At 73.9% G+C, this 21,413-nt stretch carries 21 protein-coding genes; 12 read left to right on the forward strand and 9 right to left on the reverse strand.

Features of this window, described 5'->3' with window-relative positions; translation table 11 throughout:
- Positions 1 to 34: 34 nt before the first annotated feature.
- Positions 35 to 910, forward strand: a complete 876-nt coding sequence (locus ACRAKJ_RS02655) for an aldose 1-epimerase family protein (RefSeq protein ID WP_438925531.1) — start codon at positions 35 to 37, stop codon at positions 908 to 910.
- A gap of 19 nt (positions 911 to 929) precedes the next feature.
- On the forward strand, positions 930 to 2,120 hold the full coding sequence (locus ACRAKJ_RS02660) for an amidohydrolase (RefSeq protein ID WP_438925530.1): 1,191 nt from the start codon (positions 930 to 932) through the stop codon (positions 2,118 to 2,120).
- A gap of 136 nt (positions 2,121 to 2,256) precedes the next feature.
- Here the strand turns inward: ACRAKJ_RS02660 and ACRAKJ_RS02665 are convergent, their stop codons facing one another.
- Entirely contained in the window at positions 2,257 to 2,934 is a 678-nt protein-coding gene (locus ACRAKJ_RS02665; RefSeq protein WP_438925529.1) for a DUF3800 domain-containing protein, read from the reverse strand.
- 85 nt (positions 2,935 to 3,019) lie between these two features.
- Positions 3,020 to 4,162: an acyl-CoA dehydrogenase family protein gene (locus tag ACRAKJ_RS02670; protein ID WP_438925528.1), complete on the reverse strand. Its 1,143-nt coding sequence runs from the start codon at positions 4,160 to 4,162 to the stop codon at positions 3,020 to 3,022.
- Between the two features lie 86 nt (positions 4,163 to 4,248).
- Here ACRAKJ_RS02670 and ACRAKJ_RS02675 point away from each other — a divergent pair, with 86 nt between their 5' ends.
- The 4 genes from ACRAKJ_RS02675 (at position 4,249) to ACRAKJ_RS02690 (ending at position 8,781) form a co-directional block, all read left to right on the forward strand.
- Positions 4,249 to 4,845 (forward strand): TetR family transcriptional regulator, encoded by a 597-nt coding sequence (locus tag ACRAKJ_RS02675; protein WP_438925527.1) that lies wholly within the window; start codon positions 4,249 to 4,251, stop codon positions 4,843 to 4,845.
- Positions 4,842 to 5,774, forward strand: coding sequence for a PfkB family carbohydrate kinase (locus tag ACRAKJ_RS02680; protein ID WP_438925526.1), 933 nt, complete (start codon positions 4,842 to 4,844; stop codon positions 5,772 to 5,774). Before ACRAKJ_RS02675 ends, ACRAKJ_RS02680 begins: the two co-directional genes overlap by 4 nt.
- A 271-nt stretch (positions 5,775 to 6,045) precedes the next feature.
- Complete coding sequence (locus tag ACRAKJ_RS02685) at positions 6,046 to 7,359, forward strand: citrate synthase (protein WP_438925525.1); 1,314 nt, start codon at positions 6,046 to 6,048, stop codon at positions 7,357 to 7,359.
- 150 nt (positions 7,360 to 7,509) lie between these two features.
- On the forward strand, positions 7,510 to 8,781 hold the full coding sequence (locus ACRAKJ_RS02690; RefSeq protein ID WP_438925524.1) for an FAD-binding domain-containing protein: 1,272 nt from the start codon (positions 7,510 to 7,512) through the stop codon (positions 8,779 to 8,781).
- A 44-nt stretch (positions 8,782 to 8,825) separates the two neighbouring features.
- Here the strand turns inward: ACRAKJ_RS02690 and ACRAKJ_RS02695 are convergent, their stop codons facing one another.
- The 3 genes from ACRAKJ_RS02695 to ACRAKJ_RS02705 are packed head-to-tail and all read right to left on the reverse strand — an operon-like array spanning position 8,826 to position 11,202.
- Entirely contained in the window at positions 8,826 to 10,013 is a 1,188-nt protein-coding gene (locus tag ACRAKJ_RS02695; protein ID WP_438925523.1) for an ABC transporter permease, read from the reverse strand.
- On the reverse strand, positions 10,010 to 10,921 hold the full coding sequence (locus ACRAKJ_RS02700; protein WP_438925522.1) for an ATP-binding cassette domain-containing protein: 912 nt from the start codon (positions 10,919 to 10,921) through the stop codon (positions 10,010 to 10,012). The genes ACRAKJ_RS02695 and ACRAKJ_RS02700 overlap by 4 nt, the downstream gene beginning before the upstream one ends.
- Before the next feature lie 23 nt (positions 10,922 to 10,944).
- Positions 10,945 to 11,202, reverse strand: a complete 258-nt coding sequence (locus ACRAKJ_RS02705) for a helix-turn-helix transcriptional regulator (protein WP_306745664.1) — start codon at positions 11,200 to 11,202, stop codon at positions 10,945 to 10,947.
- 193 nt (positions 11,203 to 11,395) lie between these two features.
- Between ACRAKJ_RS02705 and ACRAKJ_RS02710 the strand changes: the two genes are divergently transcribed.
- The 3 genes from ACRAKJ_RS02710 to ACRAKJ_RS02720 are packed head-to-tail and all read left to right on the forward strand — an operon-like array spanning position 11,396 to position 13,948.
- A complete protein-coding gene (locus ACRAKJ_RS02710; RefSeq protein WP_438925521.1) occupies positions 11,396 to 11,839 on the forward strand; it encodes a YbaB/EbfC family nucleoid-associated protein in 444 nt (147 codons plus the stop codon).
- A 19-nt stretch (positions 11,840 to 11,858) separates the two neighbouring features.
- Entirely contained in the window at positions 11,859 to 12,167 is a 309-nt protein-coding gene (locus ACRAKJ_RS02715) for a type VII secretion target (RefSeq protein WP_438925520.1), read from the forward strand.
- On the forward strand, positions 12,164 to 13,948 hold the full coding sequence (locus ACRAKJ_RS02720) for a WXG100-like domain-containing protein (protein WP_438925519.1): 1,785 nt from the start codon (positions 12,164 to 12,166) through the stop codon (positions 13,946 to 13,948). Before ACRAKJ_RS02715 ends, ACRAKJ_RS02720 begins: the two co-directional genes overlap by 4 nt.
- A 207-nt stretch (positions 13,949 to 14,155) precedes the next feature.
- Here ACRAKJ_RS02720 and ACRAKJ_RS02725 read toward each other — a convergent pair whose 3' ends face one another.
- Positions 14,156 to 15,586: an FAD-dependent oxidoreductase gene (locus ACRAKJ_RS02725; RefSeq protein WP_438925562.1), complete on the reverse strand. Its 1,431-nt coding sequence runs from the start codon at positions 15,584 to 15,586 to the stop codon at positions 14,156 to 14,158.
- Entirely contained in the window at positions 15,583 to 16,149 is a 567-nt protein-coding gene (locus ACRAKJ_RS02730) for a TetR family transcriptional regulator (protein ID WP_438925561.1), read from the reverse strand. The genes ACRAKJ_RS02725 and ACRAKJ_RS02730 overlap by 4 nt, the downstream gene beginning before the upstream one ends.
- Before the next feature lie 16 nt (positions 16,150 to 16,165).
- Here ACRAKJ_RS02730 and ACRAKJ_RS02735 point away from each other — a divergent pair, with 16 nt between their 5' ends.
- Both ACRAKJ_RS02735 and ACRAKJ_RS02740 read left to right on the forward strand, forming a co-directional pair.
- Positions 16,166 to 17,911, forward strand: a complete 1,746-nt coding sequence (locus tag ACRAKJ_RS02735) for an FAD-binding protein (protein ID WP_438925560.1) — start codon at positions 16,166 to 16,168, stop codon at positions 17,909 to 17,911.
- Positions 17,901 to 19,103 (forward strand): amidohydrolase, encoded by a 1,203-nt coding sequence (locus ACRAKJ_RS02740; protein ID WP_438925559.1) that lies wholly within the window; start codon positions 17,901 to 17,903, stop codon positions 19,101 to 19,103. Before ACRAKJ_RS02735 ends, ACRAKJ_RS02740 begins: the two co-directional genes overlap by 11 nt.
- A 33-nt stretch (positions 19,104 to 19,136) precedes the next feature.
- Here ACRAKJ_RS02740 and ACRAKJ_RS02745 read toward each other — a convergent pair whose 3' ends face one another.
- Both ACRAKJ_RS02745 and ACRAKJ_RS02750 read right to left on the reverse strand, forming a co-directional pair.
- On the reverse strand, positions 19,137 to 20,144 hold the full coding sequence (locus tag ACRAKJ_RS02745; RefSeq protein ID WP_438925558.1) for a zinc-binding dehydrogenase: 1,008 nt from the start codon (positions 20,142 to 20,144) through the stop codon (positions 19,137 to 19,139).
- A 41-nt stretch (positions 20,145 to 20,185) separates the two neighbouring features.
- Complete coding sequence (locus tag ACRAKJ_RS02750) at positions 20,186 to 20,932, reverse strand: GNAT family N-acetyltransferase (protein WP_438925557.1); 747 nt, start codon at positions 20,930 to 20,932, stop codon at positions 20,186 to 20,188.
- 35 nt (positions 20,933 to 20,967) lie between these two features.
- Between ACRAKJ_RS02750 and ACRAKJ_RS02755 the strand changes: the two genes are divergently transcribed.
- Positions 20,968 to 21,375, forward strand: a complete 408-nt coding sequence (locus tag ACRAKJ_RS02755) for a GNAT family N-acetyltransferase (RefSeq protein WP_438925556.1) — start codon at positions 20,968 to 20,970, stop codon at positions 21,373 to 21,375.
- Positions 21,376 to 21,413: the final 38 nt, after the last annotated feature.

The raw sequence follows: 21,413 nt of genomic DNA on the forward strand, positions 1-21,413 counted from the left end.
TACTTACTTTGTCGAGCGGATACGCTCTCGACCCATGCTGGAGATCGCCCACGGCGCCGCGCGCGCCGTCATCGAGCCGCACGGCGCCGGACTCAAGTCCTACGAGGTCGGCGGCGTGCCGTACGCGGAGACCTACGACGACGAACCGCCCATGGGCAGCGGCGCGGTGCTCGTGCCGTGGCCCAACCGCACGGCCGGCGGCAGGTGGACGCTCGACGGCGAGGAGCTCCAGCTGGAGATCGGGGAGCCCGCCCGGGGCAACGCGATCCACGGCCTGGTCCGCCACGCCATCTGGGGCGTGGTCGAGCACACCGGGTCGCTGCTGTCGCTGGAGACGCCGGTGGCGGGCCTCGGCTGGCCGGTCGAGCTGCGCACCACCATCACCTACGCCCTGGACGAGAACGGCCTGACCGTCTCGCACGGCGTCACCAACGTGGGTGAGAAGCGCACCCCGTTCGGGGTCGGCACCCACCCGTACCCGCGGGCCGGCGCGTCGGAGACGGACGAGACCTCGCTGTCGCTGGCCGCGACGACCGTGCTGCCGGTGGACCCGCAGACCATGATCCCCAACGGCCCGGCCACCCCGGTCGAGGGAACCGAGTACGACTTCCGGATGGCGCGCCTGCTGGAGGGCGTGCAGCTCGACACCGCGTTCGGCGGCTGCGAACCGGTCGACGGCCTGGTGCGGCACGTGCTGCGCGGACCCTCGGGCGCGGTCGAGATGTGGGCGGACCCGGACTTCAAGTGGGTGCAGGTCTACACGCCGGGCAACTACCCCGGCCGGGGCCGCGCGGTGGCGATCGAACCCATGACGTGCCCGCCGGACGCGTTGAACTCGGGCATCGACCTGCTGTGGCTGGAGCCGGGCGAGTCGTGGGCCGGTCGCTGGGGTTTGCGCCCGTTGGCCTAGGCAATTAGCGTCGCTAACTATGAGCGTCGCAATCACGGGTGGGTACGTCGTCCCGGTGGCCGGTGAGCCGATCGAGGGCGGGACGGTCCTGATCAGGGACGGCAAGATCGTCGCGGTCGGCGCGGACGTCGAGGTCCCCGACGACGCCCGCGTCGTCGACGCGACGGGTTCGTGGGTGCTGCCCGGCTTCGTGGAGGCGCACGGCCACCTCGGCGTGCACGAGGAGGGCGAGGGCTGGGCCGGGCAGGACACCAACGAGATGACCGACCCCAACGGCGCGCGGCTGCGCGCGCTGGACGCCATCAACGCCGCCGACCAGGGCTTCGCCGACGCCCTGTCCGGCGGCGTGACGACCGCGGTGGTCAAGCCGGGGTCGGGCAACGTCATCGGCGGCCAGACCGTGGCCGTGAAGTGCTGGGGCCGCACGGCCGACGAGATGCTGCTGCGCAACCCGGTGAGCGTCAAGAGCGCGCTCGGCGAGAACCCCAAGCGCGTCTACGGCGACCAGAAGAAGCTGCCGTCCACCCGCCAGGGCGTCGCCGCGGTCATCCGCGACGCGCTGACCAAGGCGCAGGACTACGCGGCGAAGCGCGACGCGGCCGAGGGGCCGTTCGACCGGGACACCACGTCCGAGGTGCTGGCCCGCGTCCTGTCGGGTGAACTCCCGTGGTGCCAGCACTGCCACCGCGCCGACGACATCGCCACCGCGCTGCGGCTGGCCGACGAGTTCGGCTACCGGCTGATCGTGAACCACGGCACCGAGGGCCACCTGATCGCCGACCTGCTCGCCGAGAAGGACGTGCCGGTGATCATCGGGCCGCTGTTCACCAGCCGGTCCAAGGTCGAGGTGCGCAACCGGTCGCTGCGCAACCCCGGCATCCTCGCGCGGGCGGGCGTGCGGATCGCGATCACCACCGACCACCCGGTCGTGCCGATCCACTTCCTCGTGCACCAGGTGACGCTCGCCGTGAAGGAGGGCCTGGACCCGAAGGTCGGCCTGGAGTCGATCACGGTGAACCCGGCGCGCATCATGGGCCTGGACGACCGGGTCGGCTCGCTGCGGCCGGGCCTGGACGCGGACGTGGTCATCTGGTCCGGCGACCCGCTGGACGTGATGAGCCGGGCCCTGAAGGTCTTCGTGGACGGCCGCGAGGTGTACCGCTACGAGGACGGCCGCGAGGTCGTGGAGAGCCCGTTCTACGCGGAGTGACCCGGTCGGGCGACTCAGTCGGGGTGACGCGCGGGGGCGTCCCGCCGGTGCGGGGCGCCCTCCGGTTTTGCTACCCTGTGGTCGCGGACCCGTCCCACTCACGTGGGGAAGCGGGTCCAGCTTCTTTTCCGGACCCTCACACCACCTGCGGCTTGCCGCCGGTCGTGCACGTCGAGCCGAGCAGTTCCGGGTACCAGTCCCACATCAGCTCCTTGCCGGGGGCGCGCAGCACCGCCTGGTAGGCGGCGTAGGCCACCAGGTCCGCGACCTGCACCCACTGGCTGAGGTGGGAGCCCTGGAAGAGCGGGTCCTCGACGAGGTTGCGGGTGGCGAGCTTGAGCGTGCGGTGCGCCTGTCGGTAGGAGGGGTCCGTCCCGTCCCCGTCCATGATCACGAGTCCGTGTCGGCCGGTCGCGGTCAAGCGGTCGTCGATCATCCTGATCAGGTCGGCGTAGACGGCGGCTTTGGCGTCCGCGTACCGGGTGCCCGCCGCGTCGCGGCAGACGGCGCCCGTGCGGACCCCGGGCATCGCCGCGATCGTGCGCAACGCGTCGACCATCGCCCTGGACCTGTTGGCCTTGCTGTGGTCCCAGTCCGTCTTCGTCGGCCGGCCGCGCCCGTTCGCGAACCTCGTGGCGTGCAGCTCGTAGCTCGCCGGCACGCCGCTGGTGGCGTTCAGGTGCTTCCGCCAGTCGAGCCACGACCGCAGTGCGGGGCGCCAGTCCGCCACCGACAGCTCGACCCAGCCGTAGACGACGAGCGCCGAGGACCGGGCTCCGGAATCGTCGATGTAGAACAGGCGCACGTCGCTCACGCGGCTACGTTATGCCGGCGTGTGCACACCGTGACGGTCGGCTACCTGAAGTAGCTATGCACGATCCGCGAGTCGCCCCCGTCCGTCACCGCCGCAGTTCGCGCCCGATCACGAGCCGCTGGATCTGGTTCGTCCCCTCGAAGATCTGGAGCACCTTCGCCTCCCGCATGTACCGCTCCACGGGGAAGTCGCGCGTGTACCCGGCCCCGCCCAGCACCTGCACGGCGTCCGTCGTCACCTTCATCGCCGCGTCGGTGCAGACCAGCTTGGCGATCGCCGCCTGCCGCCGGAACGGGAGGCCGCGGTCGCGGCGGCGGGCGGCGGACAGGTAGGTGGCGCGGGCCGACTCGACGGCGGCGGCCATGTCGGCGAGCAGGAACTCCAAACCCTGGAAGTCGATGATCGGGCGGCCGAACTGGGTGCGGGTCTTCGCGTAGGCCACGGCCTCGTCCAGGGCCGCCTGCGCCAGGCCCACGGCGGTGGCGGCGATGCCGAGCCGGCCGGAGTCCAGCGCGGACAGCGCGATCTTCAGGCCGTCGCCCTCCGCGCCGATCAGGCGGTCGGCGTCGAGGCGCACGTCCTCGAAGAGGAGCTGCGCGGTGATCGAGCCGGTCAGGCCCATCTTACGCTCGGGCGGCGCGGCGGTCGGGCCGTCGGCGCCGCCGGGGGCGAGGAAGCAGCTGACGCCCCGGCCGCCGTCGTCGGACGTGCGGGCCATCAGGGTGTAGAAGTCGGCGACGCCGGCGTGCGTGATCCACGCCTTGGTGCCGTTGACGGTGTAGCCGGAGTCGGTGCGCACGGCCCGCGTGGACAGCGCGGCGGCGTCCGACCCGGCGTGCGACTCGGACAGCGCGTACCCGCCCAGCAGGTCGCCGCCCAGCACGTCGGGCAGCCAGCGCGCCTTCTGCTCGTCCGTGCCGAACGTCGCCAGCGCGTAGCTGGACATGACGTGCACGGACAGGCCGACGCCGACCGACATCCAGGCGGAGCCGACCTCCTCCAGCGCCTGGAGGTACACCTCGTACGGCTGGCCGCCGCCGCCGAACTCCTCCGGGTACGGCAGGCCGAGCAGCCCCGTCTTGCCCAGCAGCCGGAACTTGTCGCGCGGGAACCGCCCGTGCTCCTCGGCCTCGGCGGCGTGCGGCGCCAGCTCGTCGCGGGCGATCTCGCGCACGAGGGACAGCAGGTCCTCGGCCTCGGTGGTGGGGAGCAGGCGTTCGGCGGGCATCGTCGACCTCCGTACGGGTGTACTCACGGCAGTACTGCGGGACGTACGCCAGTACTGTAGCGAGTGGGTGTGACAGAGTCCCGCACATGACCTCGATCGCCCGCCGCCCCCTGACGCCCCGGCAGGTCGAGCTGCTGGCGCGGCTGGAGGCGCTGGTGCTCGCCGAGGGCTTCGCCCACTTCACCCTCGACGACCTCGCCGCCCGCCTGCACTGCTCCAAGTCGACGCTCTACGCGCTGGCCGCCAGCAAGGAGCAGCTCGCCGTGCGCGTCGTCGGCCGGTACTTCAAGGGCGCCGCCGAGCGCATCGAGAGCAGGGTCGAGGGCGTCCGCGACGTGCGCGCCCGCGTCGGCACCTACCTCGCCTGCGCGGCCGAGGAGCTGCGCCGCGCGTCCGCCCAGTTCATCACCGACGTCGCGGCGTCCGCGCCCACCCGGTCGACCTACGAGCGCAACGCGCGGGCGGCGGCCGAGCGCATCCGGGAGTTCATCCAGGAGGGCGTGCGTGAGGGCGTGTTCCGCGAGGTGCACGCGACGCTGGTCGCGGAGATGGCCGGGCTGCTCATCGAGGGCATCCAGACCGGGGTGCTGACCCGGCGGGCGGGCGTGTCCGACGCCGAGGCGTTCACCGCCCTGGGTGAACTGCTGCTGGACGGTTTGCGGAGAGAACGGAGCCAGTCGTGATCGTGGTTGCCGGTGAGGCGCTGGTCGACCTCGTGCCCACGCCCGAGGGGAACCTCGCGCCGCGGCTCGGTGGCGGGCCCTACAACGTGGCGGTCGCCGCCGGGCGGCTCAAGGCCCCCGCGGCCTTCCTGTCGCGGGTGTCGTCCGACCTGTTCGGCGACCGGCTCGTGGCGCGCCTGCGCGACTCGGGCGTGCGCACCGACCTCGTGCAGCGCGGCGACGAGCCGACGACGCTCGCCGTCGTGGGCCTGACCGAGGACGGCTCGGCGCGCTACTCGTTCTACGTGGAGGGCACCGCCGACCGGCAGGTCACCGACCCCGGCCCGCTGCCCGCCGGCACGAGGGCCGTCTCGTTCGGCACGCTGTCGCTCGTGCTGGAGCCCGGCGCGAGCACCTACGAGCGCGTGCTGTGGCGCGAGGCCGAGCGCGGCGCGCTCACCGTGCTGGACCCCAACATCCGGGCCGGCCTCATCCACGACCCGGTGGCCTACCGCGACCGCTACGACTCGTGGCTGCCGCACGTCGGCCTGCTCAAGGTGTCGGTCGAGGACGCCCGCTGGCTGGCCGACCTGCCGGACACCGCCACCGAGGACGAGGTGCTCGACGTCGTGCGCGTGTGGCAGGGCGCGGGCCCCGCGGCCGTCGTGCTCACCCGCGGCGGTGACGGCCTGGCCGTGCTGACCGCCGGCGGTGACGTGATCCACGTCCCACCGACGCCCGTCACCGTCGTCGACACCATCGGCGCGGGCGACACCGTGCAGGGCGCCCTGCTCGCCTGGCTGCACGAGCACGACGCGCTGTCGGTCGAGGCCGTGCGCGGTCTGGACGCCGACGGGTGGCGCGCCGCGCTGGGGTTCGCGGGCGCGGCGGCGGCGATCACGTGCTCCCGCGCGGGGGCCGAGCCGCCGTTCCGGCACGAGCTGGGATGACCTAGCTCTCACCCCGCTTGAGGTGGAGGAACACCCGCCACGGGTTACGGTGGTGGTTGCACGCCAGTCACCCGCGCGACCGCGTGTGATGCCGGTCCCATCTCGCAGAATCGGTTCACACCCGGCTGTGGTGGGGGTCGTCCGCTGACTAGCGTGGGAAAACTGACAGGACCCCAACGGGGTGGTGCTGCGGTGCGGGGCCGAGTGCCGCGCCCGCGTGCGTGCGAGACCCGCATGAGCCCACCCCGCCCTAGCGTGAGAGGGACTCTGCATGCCCGACGCGACGACTGCGCCGAACGACACCCGTACCGTCGCGCTGCGCCATCCGGGCGGAGAGCACGAGATGAAGGTAGTACCGGCCACCGAAGGTGCGCCCGGTATCGACCTCGGGAAGCTCCTGGCCACGACAGGTCTGGTGACCCTGGACAGCGGTTTCGTCAACACCGCGTCCTGCTCCTCCGAGATCACCTACATCGACGGTGACGCGGGCATCCTGCGCTACCGCGGCTACCCGATCGAGCAGCTCGCCGAGAAGTCCAACTTCCTGGAGGTCAGCTACCTGCTGATCTACGGCGAGCTCCCGACCCAGGCCCAGCTGGAGGAGTTCTCCTCCAAGATCAGCCGTCACACCCTGCTGCACGAGGACCTGAAACGGTTCTTCGACGGCTTCCCGCGCGACGCGCACCCCATGCCCGTGCTGTCCTCGGCGGTGTCCGCGCTGTCGACGTTCTACCAGGACAGCCTGAGCCCGTTCGACGCCAACCAGGTCGAGATCTCCACGATCCGCCTGCTGGCCAAGGTGCCCACCATCGCGGCCTACGCCTACAAGAAGTCCGTGGGCCAGCCGTTCCTGTACCCGGACAACAGCCTGGGCCTGGTGGACAACTTCCTGCGCATGACGTTCGGCTTCCCCGCCGAGCCGTACGACGTGGACCCGGACCTGGTCCGCGCGCTCGACCTGCTGTTCGTGCTGCACGCCGACCACGAGCAGAACTGCTCCACCTCCACCGTGCGCCTGGTGGGCTCGTCCGAGGCCAACCTGTTCGCCTCCATCTCCGCGGGCATCAACGCCCTGTTCGGCCCGCTGCACGGCGGCGCGAACAGCGCGGTGCTCGACATGCTGGAGAAGATCCGCAACGAGGGCGGTGACGTCTCCTCGTTCGTGAAGAAGGTCAAGAACAAGGAGGACGGCGTCCGCCTGATGGGCTTCGGCCACCGGGTCTACAAGAACTACGACCCGCGCGCCGCCATCGTGAAGAAGACGGCGGACGAGATCCTCGGCAAGCTCGGCGCGTCCGACGAGCTGCTGGACATCGCGAAGTCCCTGGAGGAGACGGCGCTCGCCGACGACTACTTCGTCGAGCGCAAGCTGTACCCGAACGTCGACTTCTACACGGGCCTCATCTACCGCGCGATGGGCTTCCCGACGAAGTTCTTCACCGTGCTGTTCGCCCTGGGGCGCCTGCCCGGCTGGATCGCCCACTGGCGCGAGATGATCAACGACCCGGCCACCAAGATCGGCCGCCCGCGGCAGGTCTACATCGGCTCGCCGGAGCGCAACTTCGTGCCGCTCGACCAGCGCTGACCGCTCTCACCGCGCCACGACGAAGGCCCGCACCCGGTGGTGCGGGCCTTTTTCGCGCCCGGCGGCCGGTCACCCGGGCGGTCACCCCGGTGGTCACCCGGCCGGGCGACCGTCGTGCGGGCGGTCCCGGGGGCTCCTAGGGTCGGCCGCGTGGACGCCTCGACCGTCGTCTGGTTCCGCCGCGACCTGCGGACCGCCGACCACCCCGCCCTGCTGGCCGCCGCCGGGCGGGCGAGGCGGGCGGTGGGGCTGTTCGTGCTCGACCCCGTGCTGCTCAAGGCTTCCGGGCCGCGGCGGGTCGAGTTCCTGCACCGGTGCCTGCGGTCGCTGGACGCGCAGCTCGGCGGCCGGCTGGTGGTGCTCGCGGGCGACCCGGTGGACGTCGTGCCGGAGGTCGCCCGGCGGGTGGGGGCGCGGTCCGTGCACGTGTCGGCCGACTTCGGGCCGTACGGGCGGCGGCGGGACGAGCGGGTCGCCGAGCGGGTCGAGCTGGTGCGCGCCGGCTCGCCGTACGCGGTGGACCCGGGCAGCGTCAGGAAGGCCGACGGCACGCCGTACAAGGTGTTCACGCCGTTCTCCCGGCAGTGGCGCGAGCACGGCTGGGACGACCCCGCGCCCACTGACGCGTCCACTGTGGACTGGAAGCGGACCCGGCTGGGCGAGGCCGTCCCGCGCGGCGACGGGCTGCCGGACGTCGCGCCGCTGTGGGACGCGTTCCGCGACGAGCGGCTGCCCGACTACGCGACCCGCCGCGACCGGCCCGACCTCGACGGCACCAGCCGGTTCTCCGCCTACCTCAAGTGGGGCGTGGTGCACCCGCGCACGCTGCTCGCCGACCTCGGCGACGACGAGGGGTCGGCGACCTTCCGCAACGAGCTGGCGTGGCGCGACTTCTACGCCGACGTGCTGTGGCACCGGCCGGAGACCGCGCGCCGCAACCACGACCCGAAGTTCGACCGGATGCGGCTCGACGACGACGCGGAGCGCTTCCGGGCGTGGTGCGAGGGCCGCACCGGCTACCCGATCGTGGACGCCGGGATGCGCCAGCTGCTCGCCGAGGGCTGGATGCACAACCGCGTCCGCATGGTCGTGGCGAGCTTCCTCGTCAAGGACCTGCACCTGCCGTGGTGGTGGGGCGCGCGGCACTTCATGGCGCACCTCGTGGACGGCGACCTCGCGTCCAACCAGCACGGCTGGCAGTGGGCCGCCGGTTCCGGCACGGACGCCGCGCCCTACTTCCGGGTGTTCAACCCGGTCGCGCAGGGCCGGCGGTTCGACCCGGACGGGGCGTACGTGCGCAAGTACGTGCCGGAGCTGCGCGACGTGCCCGGCCGGCGCGTCCACGAGCCGCGCGACCCGATCGTGGACCACGCGCACGAGCGCCAGGAGGCGCTGGCCCGCTACCGGGCGATCAGGGCCTGATCACCCGGACCGTCATCCCCGGGGCTGGTCACCCCGGGGGTCGGTCACCTGAGGGCGTCGCGCAGCCGGACCCGCGCCCCGGTGCGCAGCACCGCGTTCGAGTACACCCTGCCGCCCAGCCAGGTGATCGCGGCGATGGCGGCCAGCGCCAGCACGACCGCCAGCAGCACCTGCCACGCCGGCGCCACGCCCATCGCCATCCGCCCCGGCAGCAGGATCGGCGCGAACGGCGGCAGCACCGACAGCACCGCGACCGCCGTGCCGGTCGGGTCGGCGATCAGCAGGTTGAAGCCGACCAGGAACACCACGACGACGGTCATGCTGATCGGCGTCAGCACCGACTGGAGCTCCTCCTGCCGCGACACCAGCGACGCGGCGGCGGCGAACACCGTGGCGTAGAGGAAGAACCCGAGCAGGTACCAGAGCACGCCGGTCGCCAGCGCGCCGCCGGCCACGCCCGCGACGTCGACCACGCCGGAGAACGACGCCAGCCCCAGGCCGATGCCGCCGACCAGCACGAGCTGGAGCAGCCCCACCGCGCCCAGGCCGACGACCTTGCCCAGCAGCAGCTGCCACGGCCGCAGCGCGGCCAGCAGCACCTCCACGACCCGGCTGGACTTCTCCTCCACCACGCCCTGCGCGACCATCGTCCCGTAGACCAGCAGCGAGTAGTACAGCAGCGCGGCGATCACCAGGCCGATCGCGAGCCGCTGGCCGTCGGCCGCGTCACCGGGCTCCAGCGCCACCACCTCGACGCCCGCCTCGGCCACGTTCCGCGCCACCACGGCCGGGTCCAGGCCGGCCTCGGCGAGCTGGGCGTCGAGCACCTGCTGCTTCACGATCAGGTCGATCACGGTGCGCAGCTCGCCGCTCAACGACTCCTTCACCACCACCCGCAACGCGTCCGGGGCGCCGCTGACCAGCGCGTCCACCTCGCCGGAGCGCACCTGCCCCTCGGCCGCGGCCGGGTCGGCGACGTCGACCACCTCCACCTCGCGGCCGAACGACGCCGCCGTCCGCGCCAGCGGCTCGGCGAGCACGGTGGCCTGGCCGCTCAGCGCGACCCGGTCGCGGTCCGCGCCGTCGAACAGCACGGCCTGGAGCAGCACGTACCCCGCCATGACGGCGACGATCACCAGCGTGCCCCACAGGAAGGACTTGGTGCGCACCTTGACCAGGAACTCCCGGCGCGCCACCAGGAACACCGCCCGCCCGGGTGTCAGGCCGTTCATGCGGAGCCCCCCTCGGTCACCACGCTGCGGAACAACTCGGTCAGCGACGGCCGCTGCCGGGAGAACTCGTGCACCGGACCGGTGCCCAGGGCCGCGCGCAGCACCACCTGGTCGTCGGCGTCCAGGGCGAGGTCGAGCACCGTGCGACCACCCGCGACCGACGACGCCCGCACGCCCGGCAGCCCGTCCGCCCAGCCCGGCGGGGCCTGCGGCGCGTCCACCACCAGCTTCGCCGCGCCGCCCGCGCGCAGCTCGTCCACCGGGCCGCAGGCGACCATCCGGCCCGCGCGCACGATGCCGACCCGGTCGCACAGCCGCTCCACCAGGTCGAGCTGGTGGCTGGAGAACACCACGGGCACGCCGGTGGCGGCCTTCTCGCGCAGCACCTGGCTCATCACGTCCACCGCCACCGGGTCCAGCCCGGAGAACGGCTCGTCGAGCACCAGCACGTCCGGCTCGTGCACCAGCGCGGCGGCCAGCTGCACCCGCTGCTGGTTGCCCAGGCTCAGCTTCTGCACCTCGTCGTGCCGGCGGTCGCGCAGGCCCAGGCGGCCGATCCAGTCCTCCGCCGAGCGGTGCGCCGCGTTCGTCGGCAGGCCGTGCAGCTCGGCCAGGTAGACGAGCTGGTCGAGCACCTTCATCCGCGGGTAGAGGCCGCGCTCCTCGGGCATGTAGCCGATGCGCCTGCGGGTCTCGAACGTGATCGGCGCGCCGTCCCAGCGCACCTCGCCGGAGTCCGCGGCGAGCACGCCGAGCGCGATGCGCATGGTGGTGGTCTTGCCGGCGCCGTTGCTGCCGACGAACCCGAACAGCTCGCCCGCCCGCACGTCGAAGGTCATGTCGGCCAGCGCGACGACCTCCCCGTAGCGCTTGGAGACGCGGTCGATCTCCAGCACGCCCTGTGGCACGGCGCCTCTCCTCCTGTTGGGCTCTAGCGGTAGACCTGCGTCGACAGGGGTTCGAAGGGGCTGCGGCTGAACACCGCCTCCACCGGGAGCCCGAAGACCTCGCAGATCCGCAGCGCCAGGTCGAGGCTCGGGTACTGGTCCCCCCGCTCCAGCGCGCCGATCGTCTGCGGGTTGACCTCCACGGCCCGCGCAAGCCCCGCCCTCGTCATACCCCGTTCGACCCGCAGCACGCCGATCCGGTTGTGGATCGGCTGCCCAGGGCCTCGGCGCACCGGACTCATGCTACGAAGTGTTGCGAAAACCCAACAGAACGGCAAGTAAACAGTTCACACAACAGGTCGACCGGACGCACCGCCGCCCGGACGACCCCGAAATCACGATTCGGTGAAACGATACGGAGCTCGGAACCGAATCGACTCTCGACGACTCGAATGCGCAGTAGGGCCGCAAGCCCCGTTGCCGTGAGGGGTGACCATGGAGCCGGACCAGTGGCTCGCGCAGTACGGACAGAAGATCGAGCAGGCGAAGCAGAGCGCCACCGCGGTGCAGGAGCAGCTCGGCGGCGTCGGCGGCAGCGCCACCTCGCCGGACGGGCTGATCACCGTGACGGTCAACGCCTCGGGGGCGCTGACCAACCTCGTCCTGCGCCCGCAGCTGCGCGGCGAGGACCCGGAGCGCGTCTCCGGCGCGATCATGACGGCCGTCGCCCAGGCGCAGCGCGCCGCGGCGGGGCAGGTCGTCCAGATCATGTCGGAGTCGTTCGGGGACGGTCCGGCGCTGGACTTCGTGAAGTCGAAGATGCCCAACGGCTATTCGGGTGACGGCACGGACGCCGTGGAACCGGAGCCGGAGATCCAGCGTCGGGACACCAGGCCCGATGACGACTACTTCACCAACCCACCCGATGTCATGGCCTGAGAGCAGGGGGTAGACGACCATGTTCGACGCGTTCAACGTGAGCCCGGAGCAGATCCGGGCGCACGCCGCCACGGTCGACCAGTTGACGCAGCGGATGCTCTCGGCGACCAAGACCGCCGACCCGTCGCTGTCGACCGAGGCGTTCGGCGTGTTCGGGTCGTTCCTGGCCGAGTTCCTGCTCAAGGCGGCGGGCAACTCCCAGGACATCCTCGGCCAGGCCACGGAGACCATCGCCGACATGTGCCAGGGCCTCAAGGAGGTCGCCGACCTCTACGAGAACGTCGACCTGGACAACGCGTTCGGGTTCACCGGAAAGGCGCGCGGATGACCACGCAGGCGAGCACGCAGGGTCGTGACCCGTCGTACCTGATCAGCGACGTGCAGGGCACCGTCGCGGCCGTCGAGCGCGGCGACTGGGTGCAGGCCGGGCTGGGCATGGCCAACACCGCCATGGGCATCGTGGGGATGGCGTCGAACCCGCTGTCGGGCTTCCTGTCCGCCGGGTTCAGCTGGGCCATCCAGCACGTGGACTTCCTGCGCGAGCCGTTCGACGCGCTGCTCGGCAGCCCGGAGTCGATCAAGAAGATGTCCGACACCTGGCTGTCGGCGTCCAAGCAGATCGAGGGCATCGTCGCCGACTACCGGCGCACGTCCGAGCAGGAGACGAAGGGGTGGGCCGGCCGGTCCGCCGACGGCTACCGCGCGGCCAGCAAGAAGCACGCGGCCGGGCTGGAGACGCTGGCCAAGGCCACCAAGGGCATCTCGCAGGCCGCGAAGGGCGCGGGCGAGCTGGTCGCCACCGTGCGCAAGACCATCATGGACCTGATCAGCCAGGCCGTGTCCGACATGGTCATGAAGATCATCCAGTGGCTGGCGGCGTCGTTCCTGACGTTCGGCGCGGCCATCGCGGGCGCCATCGCGGACATCGTGCAGATGGCGTGCAACTACGCCAAGAAGCTCGCCGACTTCCTCCAGAAGCTCGGCAACTCGCTCAAGAAGCTCATCGACCTGATCAAGTCGGTGTCCTCGATCGCGCAGACCGCCAAGCAGATCCTCCAGGCGATCACCGCGATGACGTCGTCCAACAAGGGCGGTGCGGGCGGCGGCGGTTCGGGTCCGCGGCTCAGCCAGGGCGGCCTCGGGCTGACCGACGGCCAGCTGCGCGACATGGACCGCGGCGCGAACGACCGCTACACCAACAACCCCGGCGGCTCGACGAACACGTCGGGTTCCGGCGGCCACTCGGCCGGTCCGGTCGTGAGCCGCCCGCCGACGGTGGGCGTGGGCTACGGCCCGGACGCCCCGGCGGCCGGCGGCGGCGGGTACTACCCCGGTGGGCCGAGCGGTCCCGTGGTGAGCCGTCCCCCGCAGGTCGGCGGCGGTTCGGGCGGTTACCCGGCCCCCGGCACCCAGCCCGGCACGTACCCGGCCCCCGGCGGCCACCCCGGCTCCGGCGGCTACCCGGGTTCGGGCGGCTACCCCGGTTCCGGCGGTTACCCGGGCTCCGGCGGTTCCGGCGGTTCCGGCGGCTCCGGCAGCACCGGCGGCGGGCGTCCCGGCGCGGGCGGCGGCCACTGGGAGCCGGGCCGGTGGGTCGCGGACAGCGGTTCGTCCGGCCCGACCACCCTGCCCTACAACCCGAGCGGCACCACGCACGCGACCAACGTGACGCCCGGCGGCGTCGGCGGCGCGTACGTGCCCCCGGTCCGCCCGGCGACGCCCGACCTGCCCCACACCCCGAGCGTCGGTGGTGGCGGGGGCGGCGTCGGCGGCGGTGGCGGCGGTTTCGCGGGTGGCGGCGGTGGCGGTTTCGCCGGTGGCGGCGGCGCGGCCGGCGCGGGCGGCGGCGGCCAGACCCTCCAGGCGGGCGGCTCGTCCGGCGTCCTGGGCGCGTCCGGCGGTGCGCAGCCCGGTGCGGCCGGTGCCGCGGCGGCGGCGGGCGGGCGTCCCGGCGGCGGCGGTGGCGGCATGGGCATGATGGGCGCGCCGATGATGGGCGCACCCGGCCAGGGCGACGGCGGCAAGGACCACCAGCGCAAGGTGCGGCTGGAGGGCGACGCCCTGATCGAGGAACCGCCGAAGGCGGCAAAGCCGATCATCGGCGAGTAACCGAAGGGGATCCCACCGGGGTCCCCTTCCCCACCCCCCGAGAGTCCAACCTCCAGGCCCCGAGAGTCCAACCCCCAGGTCGCGAGAGTCGTACCTCCAGGACCCCTGAGTTCTACGTCCGGAACGTAGAACTCAGGGGTCCTGAGTGTTGGACTCTCGAGGCCCCGGCGTTGGACTCTCGGGGCCTGAGCGTTGGACTCTCGCGGGTTAGGTGAGGGTGGACAGGGCTTCTGCCACTTGGCGGGTCACTTCGGGTTCGGCGGCGGCTCGGTCGGCGGGGACTAGGCCGGTCCGGGTTCGGCGGTCCAGGACGTCGTCGGCGTCGAGGGCGCCCTCGTGGTGGACCGCCCAGGCGACCTCGCCCACCTCGGCCACGCGGGGGGCTTCGCTGCCGTAGCGGGCGACCAGGTGGGGCGCGCCGGTGGCGGGGCCCGCGCCCACCAGGGGCAGGTTCGCGGTGCGGGTGGGGACCGCGGTCAGGCCGGTGGCGGTCACGGCGTCCGCGGCCATGCGGCGGTACGTGGTGAGCTTGCCGCCCACGACCGTGGTGACGTTGTCCCGCTTGAGCACCGCGTGCCGGCGGGACAGGTCGGCGCTCGCGCCCGTGCCCGCCAGCAGGGGGCGGAGACCGGCGAACGCGCCCAGGACGTCGGCGTGCGCCAGCGGGCGCTCCAGGACCGAGGACGCCACCGAGAGCAGGAAGTCCACGTCGGACCGCGGCACCTCGGGCACGTCGGGGACCGGCCCGTCGACCGGCTCGTCGGTCAGCCCCACGTAGACGCGCCCGTCCTGCTGGGGGAGCAGCAGGGCGAAGCGGTTGCGGGACCCGGGCACCGGCACGGTCAGCGCGGTGCCGGTCAGGCCGGCGGTGGAGGCGGCGAGGACCAGGTGCGACCCCCGCGACGGGCGCAGGTCCACGTCCACCAGCGACCCCGCCCACACGCCCGTCGCGTTCACCGCGGCACGGGACGTCACGGTGAACGACTCGCCGGTCAGGGTGTCGGTGGCGGTGGCGCCGGTGGGGGTCAGGGCGTCCACGCGGGTCCTGGTCAGCACGCGCGCGCCCAGGCCGGCGGCGGTGCGGGCCAGGGCCACCACGAGGCGGGCGTCGTCGACCAGCTGCCCGTCGAACCCGAGCAGGCCGCCCCGCAGGTCCGCGCGGCGCAGGCCGGGGGCGAGGGCCAGGGCCTCGGCGGCGGGCACGCGGCGTGGTGGCGGCAGCACGCCGGCCGGGGTGCGGGCCGCGCGCCGCAGCACGTCGCCCGCCCGCAGGCCGGCCATCACCACCGGGTCGTGCGAGCGCCCGTGCAGCGGCACGAGCTGCGGCAGGGCGCGCACCAGGTGCGGCGCGGTGCGGGTCATCAGGATGCCGCGCTCCACGGCGCTCTCCCGGGCCAGGCCGACCTCGCCCCGGGCGAGGTAGCGCAGGCCGCCGTGCACGAGCTTGCTCGACCACCGGGACGTGCCGAACGCGAGGTCGCGCGCCTCCAGCAGGCACACGGTCAGGCCGCGCGCCGCCGCGTCGAGCGCCACGCCCGCGCCCGTCACGCCGCCGCCCACGACGAGCAGGTCCACCGGCGTCGACGAGACGTGGTCCAGGTCGCGGGCCCGCCGCGCGGCGTTGAGGGACGTGCTCACGACAGCGCCGCGTCGAGGTAGGCGGCGAGTTCGGCCAGCAGGTCGTCGAAGTCCAGGTCGGTCGTCGCGGGCCGCACCGACAGCACCAGCGACTGCGTCGTCAGCAGCACGAGCCGCGCCTGCGCGGTGGCCGAACCCGCCCGGACCGACCCGTCGGCGTGCCCCTCGGCGATCCGCGCGACGAGGAACGCCTCGACCATCCGCTGCGTGCTGCCGAGCCGCTGCACCAGGTAGGGCAGCATCAGCTCGGCGTCCAGGTCGAGCACCCGCCGCATGAGCGGGTCGGCGGCGAGCAGCCGGATGCCCTGCACGGCCTGGTCGACCAGCCGTTCCCGCGCGGTCGCGCCGGTCACCTCGACGCGGCCGAGCAGCGCGGTGAACTCCCTGGTCATCAGGGCGCGCACGAGCGTGCCCACGTCCGGGAACCGGCGGTAGAGGGTCATCCGGCTCACGCCGGCGCGCTTCGCGATGTCCGTCAGCGTGGTGCGCCGCACCCCGACCTCGACCACGCAGTCGCGGGCCGCGTCGAGGAGCGCGTCATCACTGTGACGTTGAGACGTCATGTGTCACACTGTAGCGGTGACCGAGCGCATCGACCACACCCTCCGGGGACGGTGGACCACCGACCAGGGGCACCTGCCGCCGCACGCCCTCACGTGGCTCCGCCGGCGGACGGGGCTCACCGGCGCCACCACCCCGGCCCGCGCGCCCGTCGTGCCGGACTCGGCCCTGGGCGACGCCGCGCGCGCCGCGCTGGGCGCCGTCGTCGGCCCCGGCCACGTCCGGGTGGACCCGGGGTCGCGCCTGGGCCGCGCCGGCGGCCTGTCCTACCTGGACCTGCTGCGGCAGCGCGGCGACGGCGACCTCGCCGTGCCCGACGCCGCGGTGCTGCCCGGCACGCCCGAGGAGGTCACCGAGGTCCTCAGGACCTGCGTCGAGCACGACGTGGCGGTGGTCCCGTTCGGCGGCGGCACGTCCGTCGTCGGCGGCGTCACGGCCCTGCGCGGCGACAAGGCCGCCGTCATCGCCCTGGACCTGAGCCGGCTCGACCGGCTCGTCTCGGTGGACCCGGTGTCCCGCCTGGCCGTGCTCCAGGCCGGCCTGCCCGCGCCCGAGGCCGAACGGCTGCTCGCCGCGCACGGCTTCACCCTCGGCCACGTCCCGCAGTCCTACGAGCGGGCGACGATCGGCGGGTTCGCCGCGACCCGCTCGGCCGGCCAGGCGTCCTCCGGCTACGGCCGGTTCGAGGACCTGGTCGAGGGCGTCCGGCTGAGCACGCCGGTGGGCGAGTGGCGGCTCGGCGCGGCGCCCGCGTCCGCCGCCGGTCCCGACCTCAAGCAGCTCGTGGTCGGCAGCGAGGGCGCGTTCGGCGTCATCACGGAGGTGGAGCTGCGGCTGCGCCCGCGCCCCGCGGTCGAGCGCTACGAGGGGTTCTTCGTGGACGGCTGGGAACGCGGCACCGAGGTCGTGCGCGACCTCGCCCAGCGGCGGGTGCTCGCCGACGTCACCCGGCTGTCCGACGCGGACGAGACCGAGGTGTCGCTCGCGCTGACCGGCGGCTGGAAGACCTCGGCGCTCAAGGCGTACCTGCGGGCGCGGGGCGTGGCCGAACCGTGCCTGCTGGTCCTGGGCTGGCACGGGAGCACCCCGCGCGAGGTCCGCCGCCGGAAGCGGGAGGCGCTGCGAGGACCGGCGCTGCGGGGACCGGCGCTGCGGGGACCGGTGCTGGGGGGACCGGTGCTGCGGGGATCGGCGCTGCGGGGACCGGCGCCGCGCGGGGCGAAGCTGGTGGCCCTGGGGACCGCCCTCGGCGAGGCGTGGCGGCACGGCCGGTTCGCCGGGCCGCGCCAGCGCGACGCGCTGATGGAGGTCGGCGTGTGCGTCGAGACCCTGGAGACCGCCGCGCACTGGTCGCGGCTCTCCGAGCTGCGCGACGCCGTGCGCGGGGCGCTGGTCGACGCCCTGGGGCGGCGGTGCGTGGTCATGTGCCACGTCTCGCACGCCTACGAGACCGGCGCGTCCCTGTACTTCACCGCCGTCACCGCCCGCGACCCCGACGACCCGGTCGGCCAGTGGCGGGTCGCGAAGGCCGCCGCGGCCGAGGCCGTCGCCGGGCTCGGCACGATCACCCACCACCACGCGGTGGGCACCGACCACGCGCCGTACCTGGAGGGCGAGATCGGCGCGCTCGGCGTGGACGTGCTGGCCTCGGTCAAGCGCACCCTCGACCCGACCGGCGTGCTCAACCCCGGCAAGCTGATCCCCGGCGCGCCCCTCGCCGGCGGGTTCACCCCGTCGGGGCTAGCGTCGCGGGATGACCGGTGACCTGCTGATCCGCTCCGTGCGGCCGTGGCCGAACAGCCCCGGCGCCCCCGCCGTCGACGTGCTGTGCGCGGACGGCCGCATCACGGCGGTCGCACCCGACCTGACGGCACCCGGGGGCACGCCCGCGGTCGACGGGCGCGGCGGCGTGCTGCTGCCCGCGTTCACCGACGCGCACGCGCACCTCGACTCCACGCGCCTCGGCCTGCCCTTCCGCCCGCACAGCGCGGGGACCGGCCTCGCCGAGCTGGTCGAGGACGACCGCCGCCACTGGCGCGACGCGGAGGAGTCCGTCGCCGACCGCGCCACGCGCACGCTGGGGCGCACCATCGCGTCCGGTGCGACGCACGTCCGCAGCCACGCGCAGGTCGACGTGGACTCGGGGCTGGACCGGCTCGACGGCGTGCTGGCCGCCCGCGAGGCGCACGCCGACCGCGCGCACGTCGAGGTGGTGGCGTTCCCGCAGTGCGGCATCCTGCGCGAGAAGGGCACCGCCGAGCTGCTCGACGCCGCCCTGCGGTCGGGTGCCGACCTCGTCGGCGGCCTCGACCCGGCGGGCGTCGACCGCGACCCGGTGCGGCACCTCGACCTCGTGTTCGGCCTGGCGGAGAAGCACCAGCGCGGGGTGGACGTGCACCTGCACGACACCGGCTCGCTCGGCGCGTTCGAGGTCGAGCTGGTGTGCGAGCGGGTCGCCGCGCTCGGGATGCAGGGGCAGGTCACGATCAGCCACGCGTTCGCGCTGTCCACAGTGGACGCCGATCGGCAGCGCGAGCTGGTCGACCTGCTCGCCGGGCACGACGTCGCGGTCACCACGGTCGCGCCGGGCGCGCGGGAACCCCTGCCGCTGCTCGGGCTGCGCCGCGCGGGCGTGCGCCTCGGCCTCGGCCAGGACGGCATCCGCGACTACTGGTCCCCCTACGGCAACGGCGACATGCTCGACCGGACCTGGCAGCTCGCGTACCGCGGCGGCTTCCGCCGCGACGACCAGGTCGAGATGTGCGCGGACATCGCCACCCGCGGCGGCGCCGCCGTGCTGGGCCGGTCCCTCGGCCTCACCGAGGGCTCGCCCGCCGACCTGGTCGTGGTGCCCGGCGACACCGTCACCGCCGCCGTGATGGACCGCGCCCCGCGCACGCTGGTCGTGCGCGCGGGGCGCGTCGTCGCCGCCGACGGCGAACTGGTCCGGCCGTAGCCCGCCGGGGCACCGCGCGGCGGGCTACGGCGGTTACAGGGTGACGAGCGCCTTGCCGGTGTTCTCCCCGCGCAGCATCCCGATGAACGCCTCCGGCGCGCGCTCGATGCCCTCGGTGACCGTCTCCCGGTAGCGCAGCGCGCCCTCCGCGATCCAGCCGGACACCTCCTCGGTGAACCGCCCCTGCAGGTGCCTGTGGTCGTACACGAGGAAGCCGCGCAGCGTGAGCCGCTTGCCCACGGCCAGGCCGAGCTTGGTCGGGCCGACCGGCTCCCGCGTGTTGTAGTTGGAGATCGAGCCGCACAGCGCGGCCCGGCCGTACGGGTTGAACGAGGCCAGCGCGGCGTCGAGGTGGTCGCCGCCGACGTTGTCGAAGTACACGTCGATGCCGTCCGGCGCGGCGTCCGCGAGCAGCTCGACGACCGGGCCGTCCTTGTAGTTGAACGCCGCGTCGAAGCCCAGCTCGTCCACCAGGTACTCGACCTTGGCGGCGCTGCCCGCGCTGCCGATGACGCGCTTCGCGCCGCGCAGCCTCGCCACCTGGCCGGCGACCTGGCCGACCGCGCCCGCCGCGCCGGAGACGAACACGACGTCGCCCTCCTGCATCGCCGCCACCTCCAGCAGGCCCGCGTACGCGGTCATGCCGGGCATCCCCAGCACGCCCAGGTACGCGCCGAGCGGCGCGGCGGCCGGGTCGACCTTCACCGCGGTGGAGGCGTCGACGTCGGCGTACTCGCGCCAGCCCAGGTCGTGCAGCACGGTGTCGCCCACCTGGAAGCCGGGGTCCTCCGACGCCACGACCTCGCCGACCGCGCCGCCGCTGAGCGCCTCGCCGACCTCGAACGGCGGCACGTAGGACTTGACCGCGTTCATCCGGCCCCGCATGTACGGGTCGACGCTCATCAGCCGGTTGCGGACCAGGAGCCGGCCCTCGCCGGGGGTCGGCACGGGCGCTTCGGCCAGGGTGAAGTCCCCGGCGGTCGGGAAGCCCTCGGGCCGCGAGGCCAGGCGGATCTCACGCGAGGTGCTCGGCAGTGTCATAAGGGCGACAACCGCGCGGGCCCGGTGGGCTGTTCCGGCGATCAGGTGTGACGTGCGTCCCGCAGGGCCGCTACGGACCGGTACCCGAACCCCAACCGGCGGTAGACGGCGATGGCGGCCGGGTTGTCGGCGTTGACCATCAGCGCGCACGTCCCGCGCTCCGCCAGCAGGTCCCGGACGACGAACGCGCACAGGGCCGTCGACAGCGACCGGCCCCGGTGGTCCGGGTGGGTCGCCACGCCCGCGACGAACCCGACGCCGGGGGCCGACCACGCGTCCGCCGCGACCGCCGCGAGCACGCCGTCCACGCGCAGCCCGGCCCAGCGGGTCGGCCCCGGCTCGTGCGGCCACACGTACGTGTCGGGGTTGGCCTTGCGCAGCAGGGACTCGACGGCGTCGTGCTCGTCCTCGCCCAGCCACTCGGGAGCCAACCACCCGGGAGCCGGCCACCCGGGACGGGCTTCGGGCAGCCGCCCACCGCGCTCCATCCACCCGAAGACGCCCCGCACCGGCCACCCCAGAGCGGCGGCCAGCTCCTCGGTGACCAGCGGCGCGGTGCCCGGCCGGGCGTGCGCGTCGAGCAGCGCGCCCACGTCGTCCACCGGGCCCGCCGCCACCAGCCGGTCGTGCCGGTTCAGGCCCGGCGCGAGCACGGCCACCGCGCCGCCGTGCGCCCACGCCGCGCCGCCGGCGCGCCAGTACCCGGGCAGGAGGGACTGGGCGGCCCAGCGCACCAGGGGGTCGGGGCCGGCCGCGGCCACGTCGGCCGGGGTGGTCAGTTCGCGCATGACCGCATCATCACCCGGGGGCTACCCTGACCCGCGTGGACATCCGCCGCGTCACGTCGTTCGACGCCGTCGTGGCCGCGGGCCACCTGTTCGACGCCGCGCCGCGCGAGGACGCCACCCGGGCGTTCCTCGCCGACGACCGGCACCACCTGCTCGTCGCCTACGTCGACGGCGAGCCCGCCGGGTTCGTCTCCGGCGTGGAGACCATCCACCCCGACAAGGGCGTGGAGATGTTCCTCTACGAGCTGGGCGTGGACGAGGCGCACCGGCGGCGCGGCGTGGGCACCGCCCTCGTCGGCGCCCTCGTCGACCTGGCCCGCGCGCGGGGCTGCACCGGCGCGTGGGGCGGCACCGAGCGGGACAACGCCGCCGCGCTGGCCACCTACCGCAGGGCGGGCGCCGACACGGACTTCGGCACGGTCGTCGTCTCCTGGGACTTCTAGCCGCGCCCGGCCCGCCAGGTACCCCGGCCCGTCAGGTA

The sequence above is a fragment of the Saccharothrix sp. DSM 118769 genome (assembly GCF_052936295.1).

What these genes read in the sequence shown, in the direction of transcription:
- ACRAKJ_RS02660 (WP_438925530.1), top strand. Translation starts at nt 930, where the DNA reads ATGAGCGTCGCAATCACGGGTGGGTACGTCGTCCCGGTGGCCGGTGAG.
- ACRAKJ_RS02740 (WP_438925559.1), top strand. Translation starts at nt 17,901, where the DNA reads ATGACCGGTGACCTGCTGATCCGCTCCGTGCGGCCGTGGCCGAACAGC.
- ACRAKJ_RS02710 (WP_438925521.1), top strand. Translation starts at nt 11,396, where the DNA reads ATGGAGCCGGACCAGTGGCTCGCGCAGTACGGACAGAAGATCGAGCAG.
- ACRAKJ_RS02655 (WP_438925531.1), top strand. Translation starts at nt 35, where the DNA reads ATGCTGGAGATCGCCCACGGCGCCGCGCGCGCCGTCATCGAGCCGCAC.
- ACRAKJ_RS02750 (WP_438925557.1), bottom strand. Translation starts at nt 20,932, where the DNA reads ATGCGCGAACTGACCACCCCGGCCGACGTGGCCGCGGCCGGCCCCGAC.
- ACRAKJ_RS02675 (WP_438925527.1), top strand. Translation starts at nt 4,249, where the DNA reads ATGACCTCGATCGCCCGCCGCCCCCTGACGCCCCGGCAGGTCGAGCTG.
- ACRAKJ_RS02685 (WP_438925525.1), top strand. Translation starts at nt 6,046, where the DNA reads ATGCCCGACGCGACGACTGCGCCGAACGACACCCGTACCGTCGCGCTG.
- ACRAKJ_RS02730 (WP_438925561.1), bottom strand. Translation starts at nt 16,149, where the DNA reads ATGACGTCTCAACGTCACAGTGATGACGCGCTCCTCGACGCGGCCCGC.
- ACRAKJ_RS02715 (WP_438925520.1), top strand. Translation starts at nt 11,859, where the DNA reads ATGTTCGACGCGTTCAACGTGAGCCCGGAGCAGATCCGGGCGCACGCC.
- ACRAKJ_RS02705 (WP_306745664.1), bottom strand. Translation starts at nt 11,202, where the DNA reads ATGAGTCCGGTGCGCCGAGGCCCTGGGCAGCCGATCCACAACCGGATC.
- ACRAKJ_RS02670 (WP_438925528.1), bottom strand. Translation starts at nt 4,162, where the DNA reads ATGCCCGCCGAACGCCTGCTCCCCACCACCGAGGCCGAGGACCTGCTG.
- ACRAKJ_RS02745 (WP_438925558.1), bottom strand. Translation starts at nt 20,144, where the DNA reads ATGACACTGCCGAGCACCTCGCGTGAGATCCGCCTGGCCTCGCGGCCC.
- ACRAKJ_RS02720 (WP_438925519.1), top strand. Translation starts at nt 12,164, where the DNA reads ATGACCACGCAGGCGAGCACGCAGGGTCGTGACCCGTCGTACCTGATC.
- ACRAKJ_RS02695 (WP_438925523.1), bottom strand. Translation starts at nt 10,013, where the DNA reads ATGAACGGCCTGACACCCGGGCGGGCGGTGTTCCTGGTGGCGCGCCGG.